The sequence below is a fragment of the Propioniciclava sinopodophylli genome, assembly GCF_004324755.1.
GTDB lineage: Bacteria > Actinomycetota > Actinomycetes > Propionibacteriales > Propionibacteriaceae > Propioniciclava > Propioniciclava sinopodophylli.
Map to the genome: position 1 here is coordinate 70,732 of NZ_SDMQ01000006.1, position 16,996 is coordinate 87,727.

The 16,996-nt window shown below is 70.9% G+C and carries 15 protein-coding genes; 4 read left to right on the forward strand and 11 right to left on the reverse strand.

The features are described from left to right. Positions 1-48 precede the first annotated feature (48 nt). Together ET989_RS07400 and ET989_RS07405 are read right to left on the reverse strand one after the other, a co-directional pair. A complete protein-coding gene (locus ET989_RS07400) occupies positions 49-603 on the reverse strand; it encodes a GNAT family N-acetyltransferase (protein ID WP_131167907.1) in 555 nt (184 codons plus the stop codon). Next, positions 600-893, reverse strand: coding sequence for a thiamine-binding protein (locus tag ET989_RS07405; RefSeq protein ID WP_131167908.1), 294 nt, complete (start codon positions 891-893; stop codon positions 600-602). Before ET989_RS07405 ends, ET989_RS07400 begins: the two co-directional genes overlap by 4 nt. 239 nt (positions 894-1,132) lie before the next feature. On the opposite strand from ET989_RS07405, the gene ET989_RS07410 reads away from it, so the two are divergent. After that, positions 1,133-2,602 carry an MFS transporter gene (locus ET989_RS07410; RefSeq protein WP_131167909.1) on the forward strand — a complete coding sequence of 490 codons (1,470 nt, stop codon included), beginning with the start codon at positions 1,133-1,135 and terminating at the stop codon, positions 2,600-2,602. A 117-nt stretch (positions 2,603-2,719) separates the two neighbouring features. Here the strand turns inward: ET989_RS07410 and ET989_RS07415 are convergent, their stop codons facing one another. From ET989_RS07415 to ET989_RS07455, 9 genes are all read right to left on the reverse strand, one after another. Beyond that, a complete protein-coding gene (locus ET989_RS07415) occupies positions 2,720-3,232 on the reverse strand; it encodes a DUF4112 domain-containing protein (RefSeq protein ID WP_206662264.1) in 513 nt (170 codons plus the stop codon). 175 nt (positions 3,233-3,407) lie between these two features. Next, entirely contained in the window at positions 3,408-4,169 is a 762-nt protein-coding gene (locus ET989_RS07420; protein ID WP_131167910.1) for an iron ABC transporter ATP-binding protein, read from the reverse strand. Further along, positions 4,166-5,194, reverse strand: coding sequence for an iron chelate uptake ABC transporter family permease subunit (locus tag ET989_RS07425; RefSeq protein WP_206662265.1), 1,029 nt, complete (start codon positions 5,192-5,194; stop codon positions 4,166-4,168). The genes ET989_RS07420 and ET989_RS07425 overlap by 4 nt, the downstream gene beginning before the upstream one ends. Then, positions 5,187-6,209 carry an ABC transporter permease gene (locus tag ET989_RS07430; protein ID WP_131167911.1) on the reverse strand — a complete coding sequence of 341 codons (1,023 nt, stop codon included), beginning with the start codon at positions 6,207-6,209 and terminating at the stop codon, positions 5,187-5,189. The genes ET989_RS07425 and ET989_RS07430 overlap by 8 nt, the downstream gene beginning before the upstream one ends. Beyond that, entirely contained in the window at positions 6,209-7,171 is a 963-nt protein-coding gene (locus ET989_RS07435) for a siderophore ABC transporter substrate-binding protein (RefSeq protein ID WP_131167912.1), read from the reverse strand. Before ET989_RS07435 ends, ET989_RS07430 begins: the two co-directional genes overlap by 1 nt. Positions 7,172-7,406: 235 nt before the next feature. Continuing rightward, positions 7,407-8,969: a thiol reductant ABC exporter subunit CydC gene (cydC, locus tag ET989_RS07440; RefSeq protein ID WP_131167998.1), complete on the reverse strand. Its 1,563-nt coding sequence runs from the start codon at positions 8,967-8,969 to the stop codon at positions 7,407-7,409. Beyond that, positions 8,969-10,594, reverse strand: a complete 1,626-nt coding sequence (gene cydD, locus ET989_RS07445) for a thiol reductant ABC exporter subunit CydD (protein ID WP_131167999.1) — start codon at positions 10,592-10,594, stop codon at positions 8,969-8,971. The genes cydC and cydD overlap by 1 nt, the downstream gene beginning before the upstream one ends. Positions 10,595-10,771: 177 nt before the next feature. Next, positions 10,772-11,833 carry a cytochrome d ubiquinol oxidase subunit II gene (gene cydB, locus ET989_RS07450; RefSeq protein ID WP_131167913.1) on the reverse strand — a complete coding sequence of 354 codons (1,062 nt, stop codon included), beginning with the start codon at positions 11,831-11,833 and terminating at the stop codon, positions 10,772-10,774. Positions 11,834-11,849: 16 nt separating this feature from the next. Then, positions 11,850-13,370 (reverse strand): cytochrome ubiquinol oxidase subunit I, encoded by a 1,521-nt coding sequence (locus tag ET989_RS07455; protein ID WP_131167914.1) that lies wholly within the window; start codon positions 13,368-13,370, stop codon positions 11,850-11,852. Positions 13,371-13,429: 59 nt separating this feature from the next. On the opposite strand from ET989_RS07455, the gene ET989_RS07460 reads away from it, so the two are divergent. The 3 genes from ET989_RS07460 (at position 13,430) to ET989_RS07470 (ending at position 16,891) form a co-directional block, all read left to right on the forward strand. Next, positions 13,430-13,768, forward strand: coding sequence for a BlaI/MecI/CopY family transcriptional regulator (locus tag ET989_RS07460; protein ID WP_131167915.1), 339 nt, complete (start codon positions 13,430-13,432; stop codon positions 13,766-13,768). A gap of 129 nt (positions 13,769-13,897) precedes the next feature. After that, the gene (locus tag ET989_RS07465) at positions 13,898-14,638 is read left to right on the forward strand and encodes a VIT1/CCC1 transporter family protein (RefSeq protein WP_131167916.1); all 741 of its coding nucleotides are present in this window, start codon (positions 13,898-13,900) and stop codon (positions 14,636-14,638) included. A gap of 36 nt (positions 14,639-14,674) precedes the next feature. Further along, positions 14,675-16,891 carry a glycoside hydrolase family 3 C-terminal domain-containing protein gene (locus ET989_RS07470; RefSeq protein ID WP_131167917.1) on the forward strand — a complete coding sequence of 739 codons (2,217 nt, stop codon included), beginning with the start codon at positions 14,675-14,677 and terminating at the stop codon, positions 16,889-16,891. Positions 16,892-16,996 lie beyond the last annotated feature (105 nt).

Genomic DNA, 16,996 nt, shown 5'->3' on the forward strand with positions numbered 1-16,996 from the left:
AGAAAACGCGACAGTCGGAGACCGGGGCAAGTGCCGATGGGCGAGGGGTCAGGCCGTGCGCACCATGCGGACCATGTCCATGTCGCCCCAGCCGGGGCCCGAGCGGCCGATGAACCCGTCGGGGGCGAAGCCGTTGCGCTCGTAGAACCGCATGGCCGACTCGTTGGCCGCGATCACCCACAGGTAGGCGGGGCGGGCGCGCAGGGCGGTGTCCAGCAGGCGTTGGCCGAGGCGGGCGCCGCGCAGGTGCGGCATGACGTAGAGAGTGTCCAGGCACCACGCGGCCCCCGACGGGCGCCAGGCGTCGCCGAACAGGTCGTGCTCCCATTCCCCCACCCCGCGGAACGCCGCCGCGAGGCCGGCCACGGCGCCGCGGTCGGTGCGGGCCACCCAGTGGGTGGCCTCCGGCTCGCGGCCGGACGCCCGGGCCGCGGCCGCGGCGTCCACCGCGTCGTGCAGATCGGCGACCCGCCGGTCGTACGTGCCCCACAGCGCGGCGGCGTGGCCGCCGTCGGCGACGTGGGCGTAGCTGACGTGCTGCAGCGCGATGTGGGCGCGGACGACGTCGCTGACGTCGTCGTGGGTGACGGGGAGGATCGTCACAGGTGCTGCTCCAGGCGCTGGAGCTTGCCCTCGAGCTCCCCGGTGTGGCCCGGGCGGATGTCGGCCTTGAGCACGAGCGAGACCCGGGGGCCAAACTGCCCGACGGCCTCGGTGGCGCGGCGGACGACGTCGAAGCACTCGTCCCACGTGCCCTCGATGGTGGTGAACATGGCGTCGGTGTGGTGCGGCAGACCGGACGCGCGGACCACCCGGACGGCGGCCGCGACAGCCTCCGCGACCGAGTCGCCGGTGGGGCCACCGGAGGGGGCGACGGAGAAGGCAACGAGCATGTTCCCATCGTAGGAGGGAATGCGTGGCCTTTTGTTGCACGGGCTCCGGGCCCCGACGGCGCACTTCCTGCGTCCGTCGATGTCAACCGATGGCAACTTGCGGCGTTCTGCGGCGGAACGGTGTGCGCGTGGTGATACTGCTCGTAGCCGAGCGAAGGCCCGCGCCGCAGGAGCCGTGTGGACGGTAGCGGGACGGTTCGGCGAAGAACAGGTTTTCATCGAAGAAAGGTTCTGGGCAGATGCCTGACAACAACTACCGCCCCGAGGGCGATCCACTGGGCGGGTCGACCCAGGTTCCCGGCACCGATGACATGGCCGCCGTGACCCCCGCCGGCGTCACGGTCGTCGACGGCGACGAGACCGACGACGAGAGGGACTTCGTGCCGCCGAAGGGGCGCGTGGGCGCCACCATCGCGCTGGGCGTCTCGCAGTCCATCGACAACTCCGAGGGTGGCGTCTCCAAGACGTTCTTCCCGCAGATCATGAACGCGTTCGGCCTCTCAGACGCCGAACTCGGTCTGCTGAACGCCCTCGGCAACGCCGCTCGCATGATCTTCGGCCCTGTCTGGGCCATGCTGGCCGACCGCTTCGGCCGCAAGCTGATCCTCTTCATCGTCACCGGCCTGTGGGGCGTGTGGACCCTTGGCGCCGCCTTTGCCCAGTCCTGGACGATGCTGCTCGTCCTGTACGGCATCTCGCTGGTCGGCACCGTGGCGTCCGAGCCCATCCTCAACGGCCTGCTCGGCTCGCTGTACAAGCGTTCCGAGCGCGGCAAGGCGTTCGGCACCGTCCGTGCGACGTCGGCCGCCCTCGGCTTCGTCATGACCCCGGCGCTCGGCCAGTTCGGTGGCGACCCCAACGGTTGGCGCTACGCCTTCATCACCATGGGCGTCCTGTCGATCGTCTCCGGCATCCTGATCCTGATCTTCGTGAACGAGCCCAAGAAGGTGGAGAAGGAGAACGCCGACGAGCTCAAGTCCGAGGCCGGCTTGTTCTCGCTCGCCGATGCCGTCAAGCTGTTCAAGATCCCGACCATCGCCCTGATCGCCCCGATGCTGCTGCTGGTCACCTCACTGGTGCTCTTCGGCTTCATGGGTCAGGTGTGGGCCCGCGACATGGGCTTCGGCGTGAAGAACGGCTCCTACCTCTACACGGTCTTCCAGATCGGTGCGATGCTTTCCGCACTCATTGGTGGCTTCCTCGCCGATGTCTTCGTGAAGAAGTTCGGCCACAAGGGCCGCATCATGCTGTTCCAGATCTACGCCGTACTCTTCGGCTCGATCATCGCGATCACCATGTACTTCTACAAGGTCTGGACGCCCGGCATCCAGTCCGGTGACGGCCAGCAGGTGCTGCAGGACCCGAGCATCGTCTACTACGTGCTCGTCTTCCTCATGGGCCTGATCTTCTCCATCGGCTTCTCCGGCTGTGTCCTCCCGATGGTGTCTTCCGTCTGCCCCAAGCAGCTGTCCGCCACCTCGTTCGCCGTGCTGTTCTCCCTGATCCAGGGCGGCATCAACGTGGTCTACAGCCTCGTGCTCGGCAACGTGTCCAAGGCGATCGGCAGCCTGCCGCTCACCATCCTGCTGCTGGTCTCGATCCCGTACTTCATCAACGCGATCTACTTCTTCGTGTTCTACAAGACGTACGAGAAGGATGTGCACCTGCAGGCCGAGCGCACCGCGCTGATCGAGCAGGGCAAGTTCTGATCCTGCCCTGACCCCCGGCTCCGCCCAGGACTCGCCCAACTACCGCCGAGGACTCGTGGTCGTCATGACGACCACGAGTCCTCGGCGGTAGTTGGGCGAGTCCTCGGTGATTCTGCGTCAGGGGAGGAGCGCGCCGAGGCCGGCGACGATGGCCCAGATCAGCAGGCCCACCAGCACCAGCGACACCAGCACGAAGCCGACCACCGTGGCGATCGCCATGCCGAGGTAGCCCTTGGCGCTCACGTCGACGTGCTTGCCCTGGGCCACGGCCTGTTCCAGCAGGCGGTAGTTCTTGCGGTTCGCCCGGTGCACCACGTCGGCGGCGTCGCCGACGACGGGCACGAAGCCGAGCCCGGTGTCCAGCAGCAGGTTGAAGCCCATCCGCGCCAGGGTGGGGATCGGGACGCGCTGACGCACGGCGTCCACCATGATGGCGCTGGACAGGCCGGTCCCGATGAGGTCCCCGACGCCCGGGATCAGCCCGACCACGGCGTCCGCCCCGATGCCGATGTCCGTGCCGGGGATCTTCACCAGGTCGTCGCTGAAGCGCGCCAGGGCGCGGCTCATCGCGATGTCGGGGTAGGCGAGGGGAGCGTGTGGTCGCGGCGAGTCCGAGAGGCGCTTGTTCACCCGCCCAGACTAGGCACGACGCCGTCCGCGCACCTCCGGGCGTCCCCGCACGCGGCCCCGACCGGCGCGCCTCCCACGCCCGCGGCGTCCGGCCCGATGGAATGGGAACCACGGCGACCGGGGTACGTATGAGGTACCCCGGTCGAGGCATGTCCGGGGCCCGGAGGCCGCGGGGTCAGCGCGCGTAGAAGACGGCCTGGGGGCGTCCGGCGACCTCGTGCACCTCGATGGGCAGACCGAACACGTCGCTCAGCAGCCCCTCGCGCATCAGGGTCGGGGTCTTGCCGGCGGCCACCACGCGCCCGTCGGCCATCGCGACCATGTGGTCGGCGTAGACCGCGGCGGCGTTCAGGTCGTGCAGGACGACCACGATGGTGCGCTCCAGCTCGTCGGCCGCCTTGCGCAGGCGCTTCATCATCGACACCGCGTGGGCCATGTCGAGGTTGTTCAGGGGCTCGTCGAGCAGGATGTAGTCGGTGTCCTGGGCGAGCACCATGGCGACGAACGCCCGCTGGCGCTGGCCGCCGGACAGCTCGTCGAGGAACCGGTCGCCCATGCCCGTCAGATCGAGCCAGTCGAGGGCCTGCTCCACGTGGACGCGGTCGGCGTCGGTCAGGCGCCCCTTGCTGTGGGGGTAGCGGCCGAAGCCGACCAGGTCGCGGACGGTGAGGCGGATGCCGGGGTGGTTGTCCTGCTTGAGGATCGCCAGCCGCTTGGCCAGCACCTCCGAGGGGGTGGTGGTGACGTCGAGGCCGTCCACCGACACTGTGCCCGCCTTGGCGCCCATCAGGCGCGCCATGACGGCGAGCAGCGTCGACTTGCCGGCGCCGTTGGGCCCCACGAGCGCCGTGACGCCGCCCTTGGGCACGAGGATGCTGACGTCGTCGACGACGATGGTCTCGCCGTAGGCCGCGCTGACATGCGTGGCGATGATCACCGGCGACGACCTCCAGCCAACAACAGGACGATGAACGTGATGCCGCCGACGAACTCGACGATCATCGACAGGCTACCTTCCAGCCCGAGCACCCTCTCGAACGCCCACTGGCCCCCGACGAGGGCGACGGTGCCGGCGAGGATCGAGCCGGGGATCGTCCAGGCGTGCCGCTGGGTGCCGAGCGCCCGGTAGGCGAGGTGGCTGGACAACAGGCCGAAGAACATCGTGGGCCCGACCAGCGCGGTGGAGGTGCCGACCATGAGCGCCACTCCCACCAGCACGACCATCGTCAGGCGCCGGTGGTTGATGCCCAGGCAGATCGCGAGGTCGCGGCCGAGGCCGACGACGTCCAGCTGGTGCCGGGCGAGCCATGCGGCGAGCGTGAGGGCGCCGACGACGATCGCGCTGACGCCGAGCAGGGCCGGGTCGGCGCCGGTGAAGTCGGCGAAGAAGCGGTCCGACAGCACCTGGAAGTCCTCGGGGCTCATCAGCCGCTGCAGGAACGACGACACCCCGCGGAACATGCCGCCCACGAGGACGCCCACGAGCAGCATCAGCGTGAGGCTGCGCCCGAAGCGTCCCATCACCAGAGAGAACAGCAGCAGCGAGAACGCGACCATGGCCAGCAGTTCGAGGGCGAACATCGGCACGGCCGGCAGGGTGGACGCCCCGAACGCGCCGAACACGAACACAGCCGCGGTCTGCAGCGCGATGTAGAGGGAGTCGAGCCCCATGATCGACGGGGTGAGGATCCGGTTGGCCGTCACCGTGTGGAACAGGACGGTCGACACCCCGACCGCTGTCGCCACGAGGACGAGCGTGGCCAGCGTGACCGCGCGGCGTCCGAGGATGAAGCCGAGGTTGCCAGACAGGCCGGTGAGCAGGTAGACCGCCACGCTGGCCGCCGCGAGCGCGACCAGCAGGCCGAGCCGGACGCCCGGGCGCGACCACAGCCCGGCGCGGGCGCGAGAGGAGCCCTCGGACGGCAGGTCGTGCGTGGGGCGGGCGGTGAGCGTCTCAGCCACGGACGCGCCTCCGGGACAGCAGGATCAGGAACGCCACCGCGCCGACGATGCCGAGCACCGTGGCGATCGGCAGCTCGAAGGGGTGGATGACCAGGCGCGCCACCAGGTCGCACAGCAGGACGAGGGCCGCGCCGAGCAGGGCCACCCACGGCACCGAGCGGCGGGCGTTGTCGCCGATGGCGGCGCGGACGACGTTGGGCACGACCAGGCCGAGGAAGGGGAGCGCGCCGACGGTGATCACGACCGTGGCGGAGGTCACGGCGACGACGGTCATGCCGATGGTCATCGTGCGCCGGTAGTCGAGCCCGAGGTTCGTGGTGAACGCCTCGCCCAGGCCGGCCACGGTGAACCGGTCGGCGACGATTCCGGCGACGACGACGAGGGCGCCGGCGATCCAGAGCAGCTCGAAGCGGCCGGCGATGACGGCGGAGAAGTCGCCGGTGGTCCAGGCGTTGAGGCTCTGGATCAGGTCGGTGCGATAGGCGATGAACGTGGCGAAGGCGCCGATGACGCCGCCGAGCATGAGGCCCACCAGGGGCACGATCAGGACGTCCTTGAGGGGCACGACCTTGAGGATGCGGAGGAAGACTGCGGTGCCCATCAGCGCGAAGGTGGTGCCGAGCACCATCTTCACGAGGACGGGGGCGTCAGGCCAGAAGAGCGCGCAGGCGAGCAGGCCCAGCGTCGCGAAGTCGAGCGTGCCCGCGGTGGACGGCTCGACGAACACGTTGCGGGTCAGCAACTGCATGATCAGGCCCGAGGTCGCCAGGGCGGCGCCGGCCAGCACGAGCGCCAGCGTGCGCGGGATGCGGCTGACGGCGATGAGCTCGTAGTCGGCGCGGCCCGACAGCACGTCGCCGAGGGAGACGTCCGCCACCCCCACGAACAGCGACACGGCCGCGAGCACCGCGAGCGCGGCGACGCCGCCCACGAGCGCAGCGTTGCTGCGCGCGCGGACGGCGGTCCGTGGTGCCGTGGTGCTCGCGGGGGTGCGGGCGGGGGCGAGGACGCTCATCAGCTCAGGGCGTCCTGGACGGCCTTGACCATGCGCTCGGTGGAGTCCAGACCGAAGCCGATGGTGTACCAGTCGGAGCCGTCGAGGTAGACGACCTTGTCGTTCGTCCACGCCGGGGTGCGGGCGACGAGCGGGTTGTCGAGCACCTGCTTGGCCGCGGCGCCCTCCTGGCCGATGGCGGCGTCGCGGTCGATGACGAACAGCACCTCGGGGTTGGTCTCGGCGATGAACTCGAAGCTCACGGCCTGGCCGTGCTGGGACGCCTCGAGGTCGGTCGACGCGGCGGGGACGCCGAGCACGTCGTGGATCAGGCCGCCGAAGCGGGCGCCGGGCCCGAACGCGGAGACCTTGCCGCCGGAGGTGAGCAGGATCAGCGAGCGCGCGTCCGTCTTCACCGCGCCCTTGGCGTCGGCGATGACCTTGTCCAGTTCGGCCAGCTCGGCGTCGGCCTCGGCGCGCACGTCGAACAGGTCGCCGAGGGCCTGGGTGCTGGTCTTCAGCGACTCGATCGGCTTGGCGTTGTCGGAGCTCAGGTCGATCGTCGGGGCGACCTGGTTGAGCTCGGCGTACTTGGCGGCGGAGCGGCCGGAGATGATGATCGCGTCGGGGTCGAGCGCCGCGATGGCCTCGAGGTCGGGCTCCTGGGCGGTGCCGACGGTCTTGACGGCGGCGTAGGTGTCCAGGGCCTTGGGCATGGCGGCGGACTGGGCAATGCCGACGACGCGGTCCTCGAGGTCGAGCTCGTCCATGGTGTCGAGGGCGGCCCAGTCGAGCACGACGACCTTCGCCGGGTTCTTCGTGACCTCGGCGGTGCCCTGCTTGTGGGTGATGGAGATCGTGCTGGGAGCGGAGTCGCTCGGGGCGGCAGTCGAGCCGGCCGGGGTCGCGCTGGACGCGGAGCAGCCGGCGAGGGCCAAAGTCGCGACGACGGCGGGAAGGGCCACGCGGGTGAGGCGGTTCATGGTTCTCCAGAGGGGATCGGAAGGTTAGGGTTGCCTAACTTAGGTACACCTAAGCACGGCGGAACGCGGCACGACAAGTTGAAGGCCGAATAACGAGACGATTCCATTGCGTAATGCGCCGAGCCCCCGAGATGGGAGCTGAGCGACCCTCGGAGCGCCCCCCTGCGCCGAGAGCCCCGGTGTCTTACGCCGAGAGCCCCGGTCCTGTGCGCCGAGAGCCCCTGGGGCGGTGAAATCAGCCCAGCTGGACCACCCGGTCGCAGCGGGACACGACGCCGGGGTCGTGGGTGATCACCAGCAGCGGCTTGTCGGACGCCTGCGCCCACACGTCGTCGAGGAGGGCGTCGGCGGTCCCGGGGTCGAGGTGCTCGGACGGCTCGTCCAGCACCAGCACCTGGGCGTCGCCCACCACGAGCCGCGACAGCCCCAGGCGTCGCTGCTCGCCGCCCGACAGCGCTGTGCCCAACTCGCCGACGAGGCGTCCGGGGTCGACGTCGAGGCGGACCTGGGCGAGGGCGTCCGCCACGTCGTCCTCGGTCGCGGCGCGGTTGCCGATGCGGACGTTCTCGCTGACGGTGGTGGAGAAGACGTGGGTGTCCTGGGCGAGGTAGCCGACGCGTCCCTCAACCTCGACCCGGCCGGCCACCGGCGGGATCAGCCCGAGCACCGTGGCCGCCAGGGTCGTCTTGCCGACCCCCGAGGGGCCCACGAGCGCGACCCGCTCGCCCGGCCCCACGGTGAAGTCGAGGCCGGACGCCAGCGGTGCGGCCCCCGGCCAGCCGATCGTGAGGTCGCGGACGGCCAGGCGGGGCACCGCGACGGGGTCGGACGCCGGTAGGTCGCCGGAACCGACGGCATTGGTGGAGAGCACCTCGCGGACGCGGTCCAGGGCCACCCGGGCGCGCGTCCACGTCTGGGCGGCCTTGGTGAAGTCGTTGAACACCTCGTGCAGGGCCAGCGGCACCAGAGTGAGGACGGCGAGCATCGTGTGGTCGAGCGTGCCGGCGCGGACGGCTTGCGTGCCGAACCACAGTCCGGCGACGACGGCGACCCCGGCGGCGAGCGCCTGCACGGCGGTGGCGAGCCCGCGCGTCCAGGCGGCGCGGGCGTCGATGGCGGCCAGCTTCGCGTCGGCCTCGGCCAGGCGGTCCAGGGCCGCTCCGTCGGCCTCGTAGGCCACCAGGTCGGGAGCCGTCCGGGCGAGCTCGTGCACGACGTTGGCCAGCTCTCCCCGCGCGGGAACGGACGCCGCGTCCGCCCGGGCGGACAGCCGCGCCGCCAGCCACGGGGCGACCCCGCCGGCCAGCACGGCGCTGAGCAGCAGGGCGAAGGCCGCCGGCCACGAGAAGACCCCGATGACCACCGTCGTGGCGAGGATCACAAAGAGCCCCGACAGGAAGGGCAGCAGCACCCGGACGACCAGGTCGAGCACGGCGTCCACGTCGGCCACCACGCGGGTGAGGAGGTCGCCGCGCCGGCGTCCGAGCAGGGTGGTGCGGGCGAGCGTGGAATAGGTGTCCAGCCGCAGTGCGGACTGCAGGCGCAGGCCGATGTCGTGGCCGACCAGCCGTTCGAGGTAGCGGAAGACGCCGCGGGAGATGCCGAACGCGCGCACCAGCACTGCGGCGGCGGTCAGGTACATGACGGGCGGGTGCTCGGCGGCGCGCGACAGGAGCCACGCCGACACCCCCATCAGGGCGACCGACGAGAAGGAGGCGCACGCCGCGAGCAGCACGGCCAGCGCGATGCGGGCCCAGCCGCCCGGGGCGGCCCGCAGGAGTCGGGCGACGAGGTCCATCACGATGCGCCCCCCTCGCCGTTGGCGGAGCCCCCGATCACCACGACCCGGTCGGCCTCGGCCAGCACCGCGGGCCGGTGGGACACCACGACCGCGGCCACGCCGGTGGCGCGCAGGCTGCGCAGGAGAGCCTCCTCGGCCTCGGCGTCCAGCCCGGCGGTGGGCTCGTCGAGCAGCATCAGGTCGGCGCCGGCGTCGATGCGCACCAGCGCGCGGGCGGTCGCCACGCGGCGGCGTTCGCCCGCCGACAGCCCCTCGCCGTCGTCGCCGACGGTGCGGGCGGGGTCCATGCCGGGGGCGCCGGCGCGGGTGAGGGCGTCGGCCACTCCGGCGTCGGACGCCCTTGCGTCGCCCAGCCGGACGTTGTCGGCGATGGTGCCGGCCAGCATGCCGGGGTTCTGGCCCACGTACGCGATGCGCCGGCGCTCGGGCACCTGCACCGTTCCCGTGGTGGGGGAGAGGAAGCCCACCAGCGCGTTCAGCACCGTCGTCTTGCCCCCGCCCGAGGGCCCGGTGAGCACGACGAGTTCGCCCGGCGCGACGTCGAACGACACCCCCGTGACGGCCGGTCCGGACGCCCCCGGGTACGTGTGGCCCACGGCGTCCACGCGGACGAGGGCGGTGGCGGCCGGCCCTTCGAGGCTCGCTGGCGCTCGCACCTCAGGGGCCTCCTCGGCTCGCACGTCAGGGGCCTCAGCGCCCTCGATCACGTCGAAGGCCTGCTGCGCGGCGGCCATGCCGTCGGCGGCGTCGTGGTAGTGGACGCCCACCTGGCGCACGGGCAGGAACGCCTCGGGGGCCAGGATCAGCACGAACAGGGCGGTGGCGAGATCGATCTCGTGGTGCACGACCCGGAACCCGATGGTCACGGCGACGACGGCCACCGACAGGGTGGCCAGCAGTTCCAGCACCAGCGCCGACAGGAACGAGATGCGCAGCGTGCCCATCGTCTCGGCGCGGTGGGCGTCCTCGGTCTTGCGCAGGCCGATCGCCTGGGCCTTGGCCCGCCCGAACACCTGCAGGGTGGGGAGGCCGGCGACCAGGTCGGCGAAGTGCCGGGCGAGGCGCTGCTGGGTGCGCCAGCGGCGGGCGGTGCGGGCCTCGGTCGTCCAGCCGACGAGCATCATGAAGACCGGGATGAGCGGCAGCGTGAGGGCGACGATGATCGCCGAGGTCAGGTCGGCGGTCAGGATCGCGACGCCGACGATGAGCGGCACCGTCACCGCCAGCAGAAGTTGCGGGAGGTACTTGGCATAGAAGCCGTCGAGGGCGTCCAGGCCGACGGTGAGCAGGTTGACCAGGCCGGCCGAGGAGGTGCGGTCGTCCAGCGGCGACGCCAACCGTGCGGCCATCACGTCGCGACGCAGGCGCGACTTCACGGAGGCGGCGGCGCGGTGGGCGAGCAGGGTGTTGAGCCAGGCGAGCAACGCCTTGCCGCCGAAGATCGCGGCGAGGGTGGCGATGATCCCCCCGAGCGCGGGCCACGCGCCCGTGCCGGGCACGGGGGAGGTGTAGTCGAGGCCGGGAGCTGCGTCGAAGACGCCCGCGATCGCGCGCGAGAGCACCCACGCCTGAAGGACGGTCAGGATCGCGGTGAGGCAGCCGATGAGGACGCCGCCGGCCATGTAGCCGGCGGTGGCCCGCCCGCGGCGCAGCAGGCGGGGGTCGATGGGGCCGGACGCCCGGGGCCGGGCGGGGGCGTCCGTCGGGCCCACGGCGTCCGACCCCCCGGACGCAACGGAAGGGACGGCGTCCGGCCGGACGCCGCCCCTGCCGTTGTCTTCCTTGGGCACCCCCACAGACTAGGCGGCGACCGCCACGTCGTCGGGCATGTTGTGAGTGCTGATCCGCTTGCGGAAGATCCACACCGTCCACGCCTGGTAGGCGAGCACGATCGGGACGAAGACCACGGCGGCGCCGGTCATGATGGTGAGGGTCAGGTCGGTGGACGCGGCGGTGACGCGGTCGAGCGGCATCGCGGCGGCGGAGTTGTCGAAGCCCAGGTTCGGCCACATGCGGCCGAAGATCCAGACGGCGACCAGCAGGATCGTCACGGTGGTAGCAACGAACGCCCAGCCGTCACGCCCGGCGCGGATGGCGAGCCAGGAGCCGATGAGGCCCGCGGCGGCCAGCACAGTGAGCACCCACCCGATCGCGCCCCAGCCGTAGGCGATGTTCGCCCACACCAGGTAGATCGCGCCGCCGACGATGGCGGCCAGGCCGACCTTGGCCGAGAAGGCCTTGGCGCGGTCGTGCACGACGCCCTTGGTCTTCAGCGCCAGGAAGTTCGCGCCGTGGAACAGGAACAGCACCACGAGCACCACGCCGCCCAGCAGGGCGAACGGGCTGAACAGGCTCCAGAAGCCACCGGTGAAGACGTGCAGGTGGTTGCTGCCCTCGGCGAGGGCCACCGGCATGCCGATGATGAAGTTCGCGAACCCGACACCGAACACGAGCGACACGATGAAGGAGCCGGTGGCCGCCATCCAGTCGAAGGTGTTGCGCCAGCGGGCGTCCGGGTTCTTGGCCCGGTACTCGAACGACACGCCCCGGATGATGAGGCCGACGAGGATCAGGAACAGCGGCAGGTAGAGGCCGGAGAACAACGTCGCGTACCAGCCCGGGAAGGCGGCGAAGGTGGCGCCACCGGCGGTGAGCAGCCAGACCTCGTTGCCGTCCCACAGCGGGCCGACGGTGTTCACGATGACGCGGCGTTCCTTCTCGGTCTTGCCGAGGAACGGGATGAGCATGCCGACGCCGTAGTCGAATCCCTCGAGGATGAGGTACCCGATCCACAAGACGGCGATGAGGATGTACCAGACGACCTGGAGGTTGCTGGCTTCAGCGGCGAGGGGGAGAAGCATGTCCGATCACTCCTTCTCAGTACGCGAAGGAGAGGACGTCGTCCTCACCCTTGATCTCGACGGGGGGCACCTCGGCGGGCAGGCCGAGCCGGACGTACTTGTTCATCAGTCCGATCTCGACCACGGCGAGGGCGCCGTAGATGACGGTGTAGAGCACCATGGTCAGGAACACCTCGCCCGCGCTCACGCCCGGCGACACAGCGGACGCCGTGGGCAGGACACCCGCGACGATCCACGGCTGGCGGCCCATCTCGGTGAAGATCCAGCCGAAGCTGTTGCCGAACAGGGGCGCCAGGACGGCGGTGAACATCAGGACGTTCCAGAACGCGGACGGCTTGGGCAGCCTGCCCTTGCGCAGGACGAACAGCGCGTAGGCGCCGATCGCCATCGCGATGAAGCCCAGCGTCATCATGATGCGGAAGCTCCAGTAGCTGACCGGGATGTTCGGGACGAACTCGGTGATGCCCACGGTGCGCAGCTTGTCCGCGTAGGCGGCCTGCAGGGCGTTCTCGCCGCCGTCGACCGGCAGGTTGAACTCGGCGCTGGCGAGCTCGGCGGTGTACTGGGCCTCGAGGTCGCGGATGCCGGGGATCTGGGCGTACGGGTCACCCTTGGCGAGCAGGCCCAGGACGCCGGGAACGTGCAGCTCGAAGAGCGGACGCGAACCGTCCAGCGTGCCGATGGTCAGCAGCGAGAAGGGGGCCATCTCGCCGTCGCCGCCGGCGGTCTCGTACAGCGCCTCGGCGGCGGCCATCTTCATGGGCTGCACCTGGTACATGACCTTGCCCTGGAAGTCGCCGGACAGGATCACGGCGGCGCCCGAGACGAGCAGGATCCAGGCGCCCAGCTTGGCGGCCCAGCGGTAGGCGTCGACGTCGGCGTCCTCCTGCGCGGTGCGGTTGGCCTTGTTGAGGCGGGCCAGGTGCCAGCCGGAGACGGCGAGCACGAAGCCGGACGCCGTCATGTAGGCGGCCGCGAGCGTGTGCGGGAAGGTGGCCAGGAACACCGGGTTGGTGAGCAGCGCGAGGAAGTCGGTCATCTCGGCGCGGTCGGTGAGCGGGTTGTAGGTGGCGCCGACCGGGTTCTGCATGAAGCTGTTCGCCGCGAGGATGAAGACCGCGCTCAGCATCGTGCCGATGGCCACCAGCCAGATGGCCATGAGGTGGAGCTTCCTGGGCAGCTTGTCCCAGCCGAAGATCCACAGGCCGAGGAAGGTGGACTCGAGGAAGAAGGCCAGCAGGGCCTCCAGGGCGAGGGGGGCGCCGAAGATGTCACCCACGAAGCGGGAGTACTCCGACCAGTTCATGCCGAACTGGAACTCCTGCACGATGCCGGTGACGACACCCATGGCGAAGTTGATCAGGAACAACTTGCCGAAGAACTTGGTCAGGCGGAGAAACTTCTCGTCACCCGAGCGATACCACATGGTCTGCATGACTGCGACCAGGAGCGACAGGGCGATGGTCACCGGTACGAAGAAGTAGTGGTAGACCGTCGTGATCCCGAATTGCCAGCGAGCAATGGTTTCCGGACTCATGGCGGGAATGTACTACTGCATGTCGTAGTCGGTCAAGTTTTGTGGTTACCATGGTGTCCATGCCAATCCTCGGTGACCTCGAACACGCAGTGATGGACGTGTTGTGGGCCCGCCACGCCCCCACCCCGGTGCGTGACGTGCACGAGGAGTTGGCCAGGGGCAGGGAGATCGCCTACACGACGGTCATGACGGTTCTGGACCGCCTCGCGAAGAAGGGCGTGGTCGCCCGCCAACTGGACGGCCGGGCCTGGTTGTACGAGCCCGCCCGCTCGCGGTTGGACCTGCACGTCGCCACCGTCAACGAAGCGCTGGATGGCCTCACCGACGAGGAGCGCTCCGAGGTTTTGCGGCGCGTCGTCTCCGAGGCGCCGCTGGTGGCTGCCGTCGGCGACGCCTGACGGGTCCCTGGGGTGCGCCCATCGAGTCTCGGGGGCGCGCGCACCTGAGCCGTGCACAGCCACTCGAGGGGCCGGTAGGGGAGCCTATCCTTCGTTGCCAGCGCCCCATTTCGGGTGCAGAGTCCAGGTATGACCGGCCCCGTCACAACCTCCGCCGCCGTCGCCGGGCACACCGCCGCAGAGACGGGCGGCGGGTCCCACAGCTCGATGTTGAACAAGCTGCGCGCGGGCGTCCTGGGCGCCAACGACGGCATCGTCTCGGTCGCAGCCATGGTGATGGGTGTGGCCGGCGCCACGACCGACTCCTTCGCGATCCTCGTCGCGGGCGTCGCAGGCCTCAGCGCGGGGGCGCTGTCGATGGCGGTCGGGGAGTACGTCTCGGTCAGCGCCCAACGCGACAGCGAGCGCGCCCTGCTCGCCCGGGAGCGCTGGGAGCTGGAGAACCTGCCCGACCAGGAGCTCGCCGAACTCGCCTCCCTGTACGAGGCCAAGGGCCTGACCCCCGACCTCGCCCACCAGGTCGCCACCCAGCTGACCCACCACGACGCGCTCGGCGCGCACGCCGAGGCCGAGCTGGGCATCGACCCCGACGAGCTGGTCAACCCGTGGCACGCCGCAGGGGCGTCCATGGGTGCGTTCGTGCTCGGCGCGCTGGTGCCCCTGCTGGTGATGGTGCTCACCGCGCCGTCGGTCCGGGTCTGGGCGACGGCGGGCGCCGTCGTGGGTGCGCTGGTCTTGACCGGCGTGCTCAGCGCCAGGATCGGAGGCGCGCGGGTCCTGCCGGCGGTGGTCCGGGTGGTCAGCGGCGGCGTCCTCGCCATGGCGATCACCTACGCGATCGGCATGCTCGTCGGCGGCGGCATCGCCTGACCCTTCGCGACGCCTCTCCGCGTGGGATCATGGAGCATGGGCTTCGAAGTCGACGACGTCATCACCCAGGCCACCACCGAGGAACTGAGCAAGCTCGTCTGCGGTGACGGCAACTGGCACACCAGCGGCGTGGAGCGCCTCGGCGTCCCCCGCGTCCACATGGCCGACGGGCCACACGGGCTGCGCGTGGAGGAGACCGCCGCGCTCGGCGAGAGTCGTCCGGCCACCTGCTTCCCGCCCGCCGTCGGGTTGGCGTCCAGCTGGAACCCGGCGCTGCTGAAGAGGGTCGGTACCGCGCTCGGACGCGAGGCCGTCGCCCAAGGCGTCGACGTCGTCCTCGGCCCGGGCATCAACATCAAGCGTTCGCCGCTGTGCGGGCGCAACTTCGAGTACTTCAGCGAGGACCCCCTGGTGGCCGGCAGGCTGGCGTCCGCCATGGTCTACGGGCTGCAGTCCCAGGGCGTGGGCGCGTGCGTGAAGCACTTCGCCGCCAACAACCAGGAGACCGACCGCATGCGGGTGGACGCCCGCGTCAGCGAGCGGGCCCTGCGCGAGATCTACCTCCCCGCGTTCGAGACGGTCATCGGCTCGGCGCACCCATGGATGGTGATGTGCGCCTACAACCGACTCAACGGAACGCTGGTCAGCGAGAACCCGTGGCTGCTCACCGACGTCCTGCGCGGCGACTGGGACTACGACGGCGCCGTCGTCAGCGACTGGGGCGCGGTCGTCGACCGGGTCGAGTCGCTGGTGGCCGGCCTCGACCTGGAGATGCCGCACGAGCAGGGCAACTCCGACGTGGAGGTCGCCGCGGCCGTCGAGTCGGGCCAGCTCAGCCGCGAAATCCTCGAGCTGGCAGCCGCGCGCATCCTCGCGCTGACCGAGCGTGCGATGGACGCCGTGCGTGACACCACGCCGGTCGACGAGGCCGAGCACCACCAGCTCGCCCGCGAGGCGGCGCGGGAGTCGATGGTGCTGCTGGCCAACGACGGCGTCCTGCCGCTGGCCCCGCGCGCGAGCGTGGCGCTGGTCGGCGAGTTCGCCCGGACGCCGCGCTTCCAGGGCGGGGGGTCGTCGAGGGTGAACGCCACGCGCGTGGAGCGGTTGGTCGACACGCTGGCGTCCCGGCGGCGGGTCACGTTCGCGCCCGGCTTCCTGCTCTCGGGCGAGTCCGACGACGCGCTGGTGGACGAGGCGGTGGCCGCGGCCGAGGCGTCCGACGTCGTGGTGCTGTGCCTGGGCCTGCCGGACGCCGAGGAGACCGAGGGCGTGGACCGCACCCACCTGCGGCTGCCCGACGTGCAGCTGGCGCTGCTGGCGGAGCTCGCCGAGACGGGCAAGCCGATCGTGGTGGTGCTGTCCAACGGTGCGGCGGTCGAGGTCGCGCCGTGGGCCGACCAGTGCGCGGCGCTCCTCGAGGGATGGCTGGGCGGGCAGGCTGGCGCGCTGGCGCTGGCCGACGTCCTGGTGGGCGACGCCGAGCCGTCCGGGCGCCTCACCGAGACGCTGGCCCTCCGGTTGGCCGACCACCCCTCGTCGTTGATGTTCCCGGGCGAGTCGGGTCACGTGGACTACGGCGAGGGCGTCTTCGTGGGCTATCGCGGCTTCGACGCCGCCGACCGGGAGGTCGCCTTCCCGTTCGGGTTCGGGCTGGGCTACACGACGTTCTCCTACGACAAGCTGGTCGCGAAGGTGACCGGGACGCCGGCGTCCGGCGACCTGCGCATCGTCGTGCAGGTGACCGTCACCAACACCGGCGAACGCGCCGGGAGCGAGGTCGTCCAGGTGTACGTGGGTAACGCGCCTGCGTCCGTGCCGCGACCGCCGCGCGAGTTGCGTGCCTTCGCCAAGGTGCGCCTCGAGCCGGGGGAGTCGCGCACGGTCACCCTGCCGCTGGACTCGCGGGCCTTCGCGTTCTGGTCGGAGGTGCACGACCGGTGGGTCGTCGAGTCGGGTCTGTTCACGATCGAGGCGGGCCCGAACGTGCGGGACCTGCCGCTGGTGCAGGAGCTCCGCCTGGACATGCCTGCGCGCCGCGTCAGGCTGCACGCCGAGTCGACGCTGGCCGAGTGGATGGCCGACGATCAGGCGTGGGCCGCCCTCCTGGCCCGGGTGCCCGGCGGTCAGGGGTTCTCGCTGCCTGAGGAGGTCATCGCCGTCGTGGGTGGCGCGCCGCTGCGCCGGTTCGCGAAGTTCCCCGGCATCCCGCTGACCGCCGCCGACGTGGACGCCGTTCTGGCTTCCCACGGCTGAGGCCCCTCCGCCGCGGCGAAGCGGGAGGCACGACCAGAGCCCCGGGTTTCGACGCCGAGAGCCCCGGGTTTCGACGCCGAGAGCCCCGGGTTTCGACGCCCACAG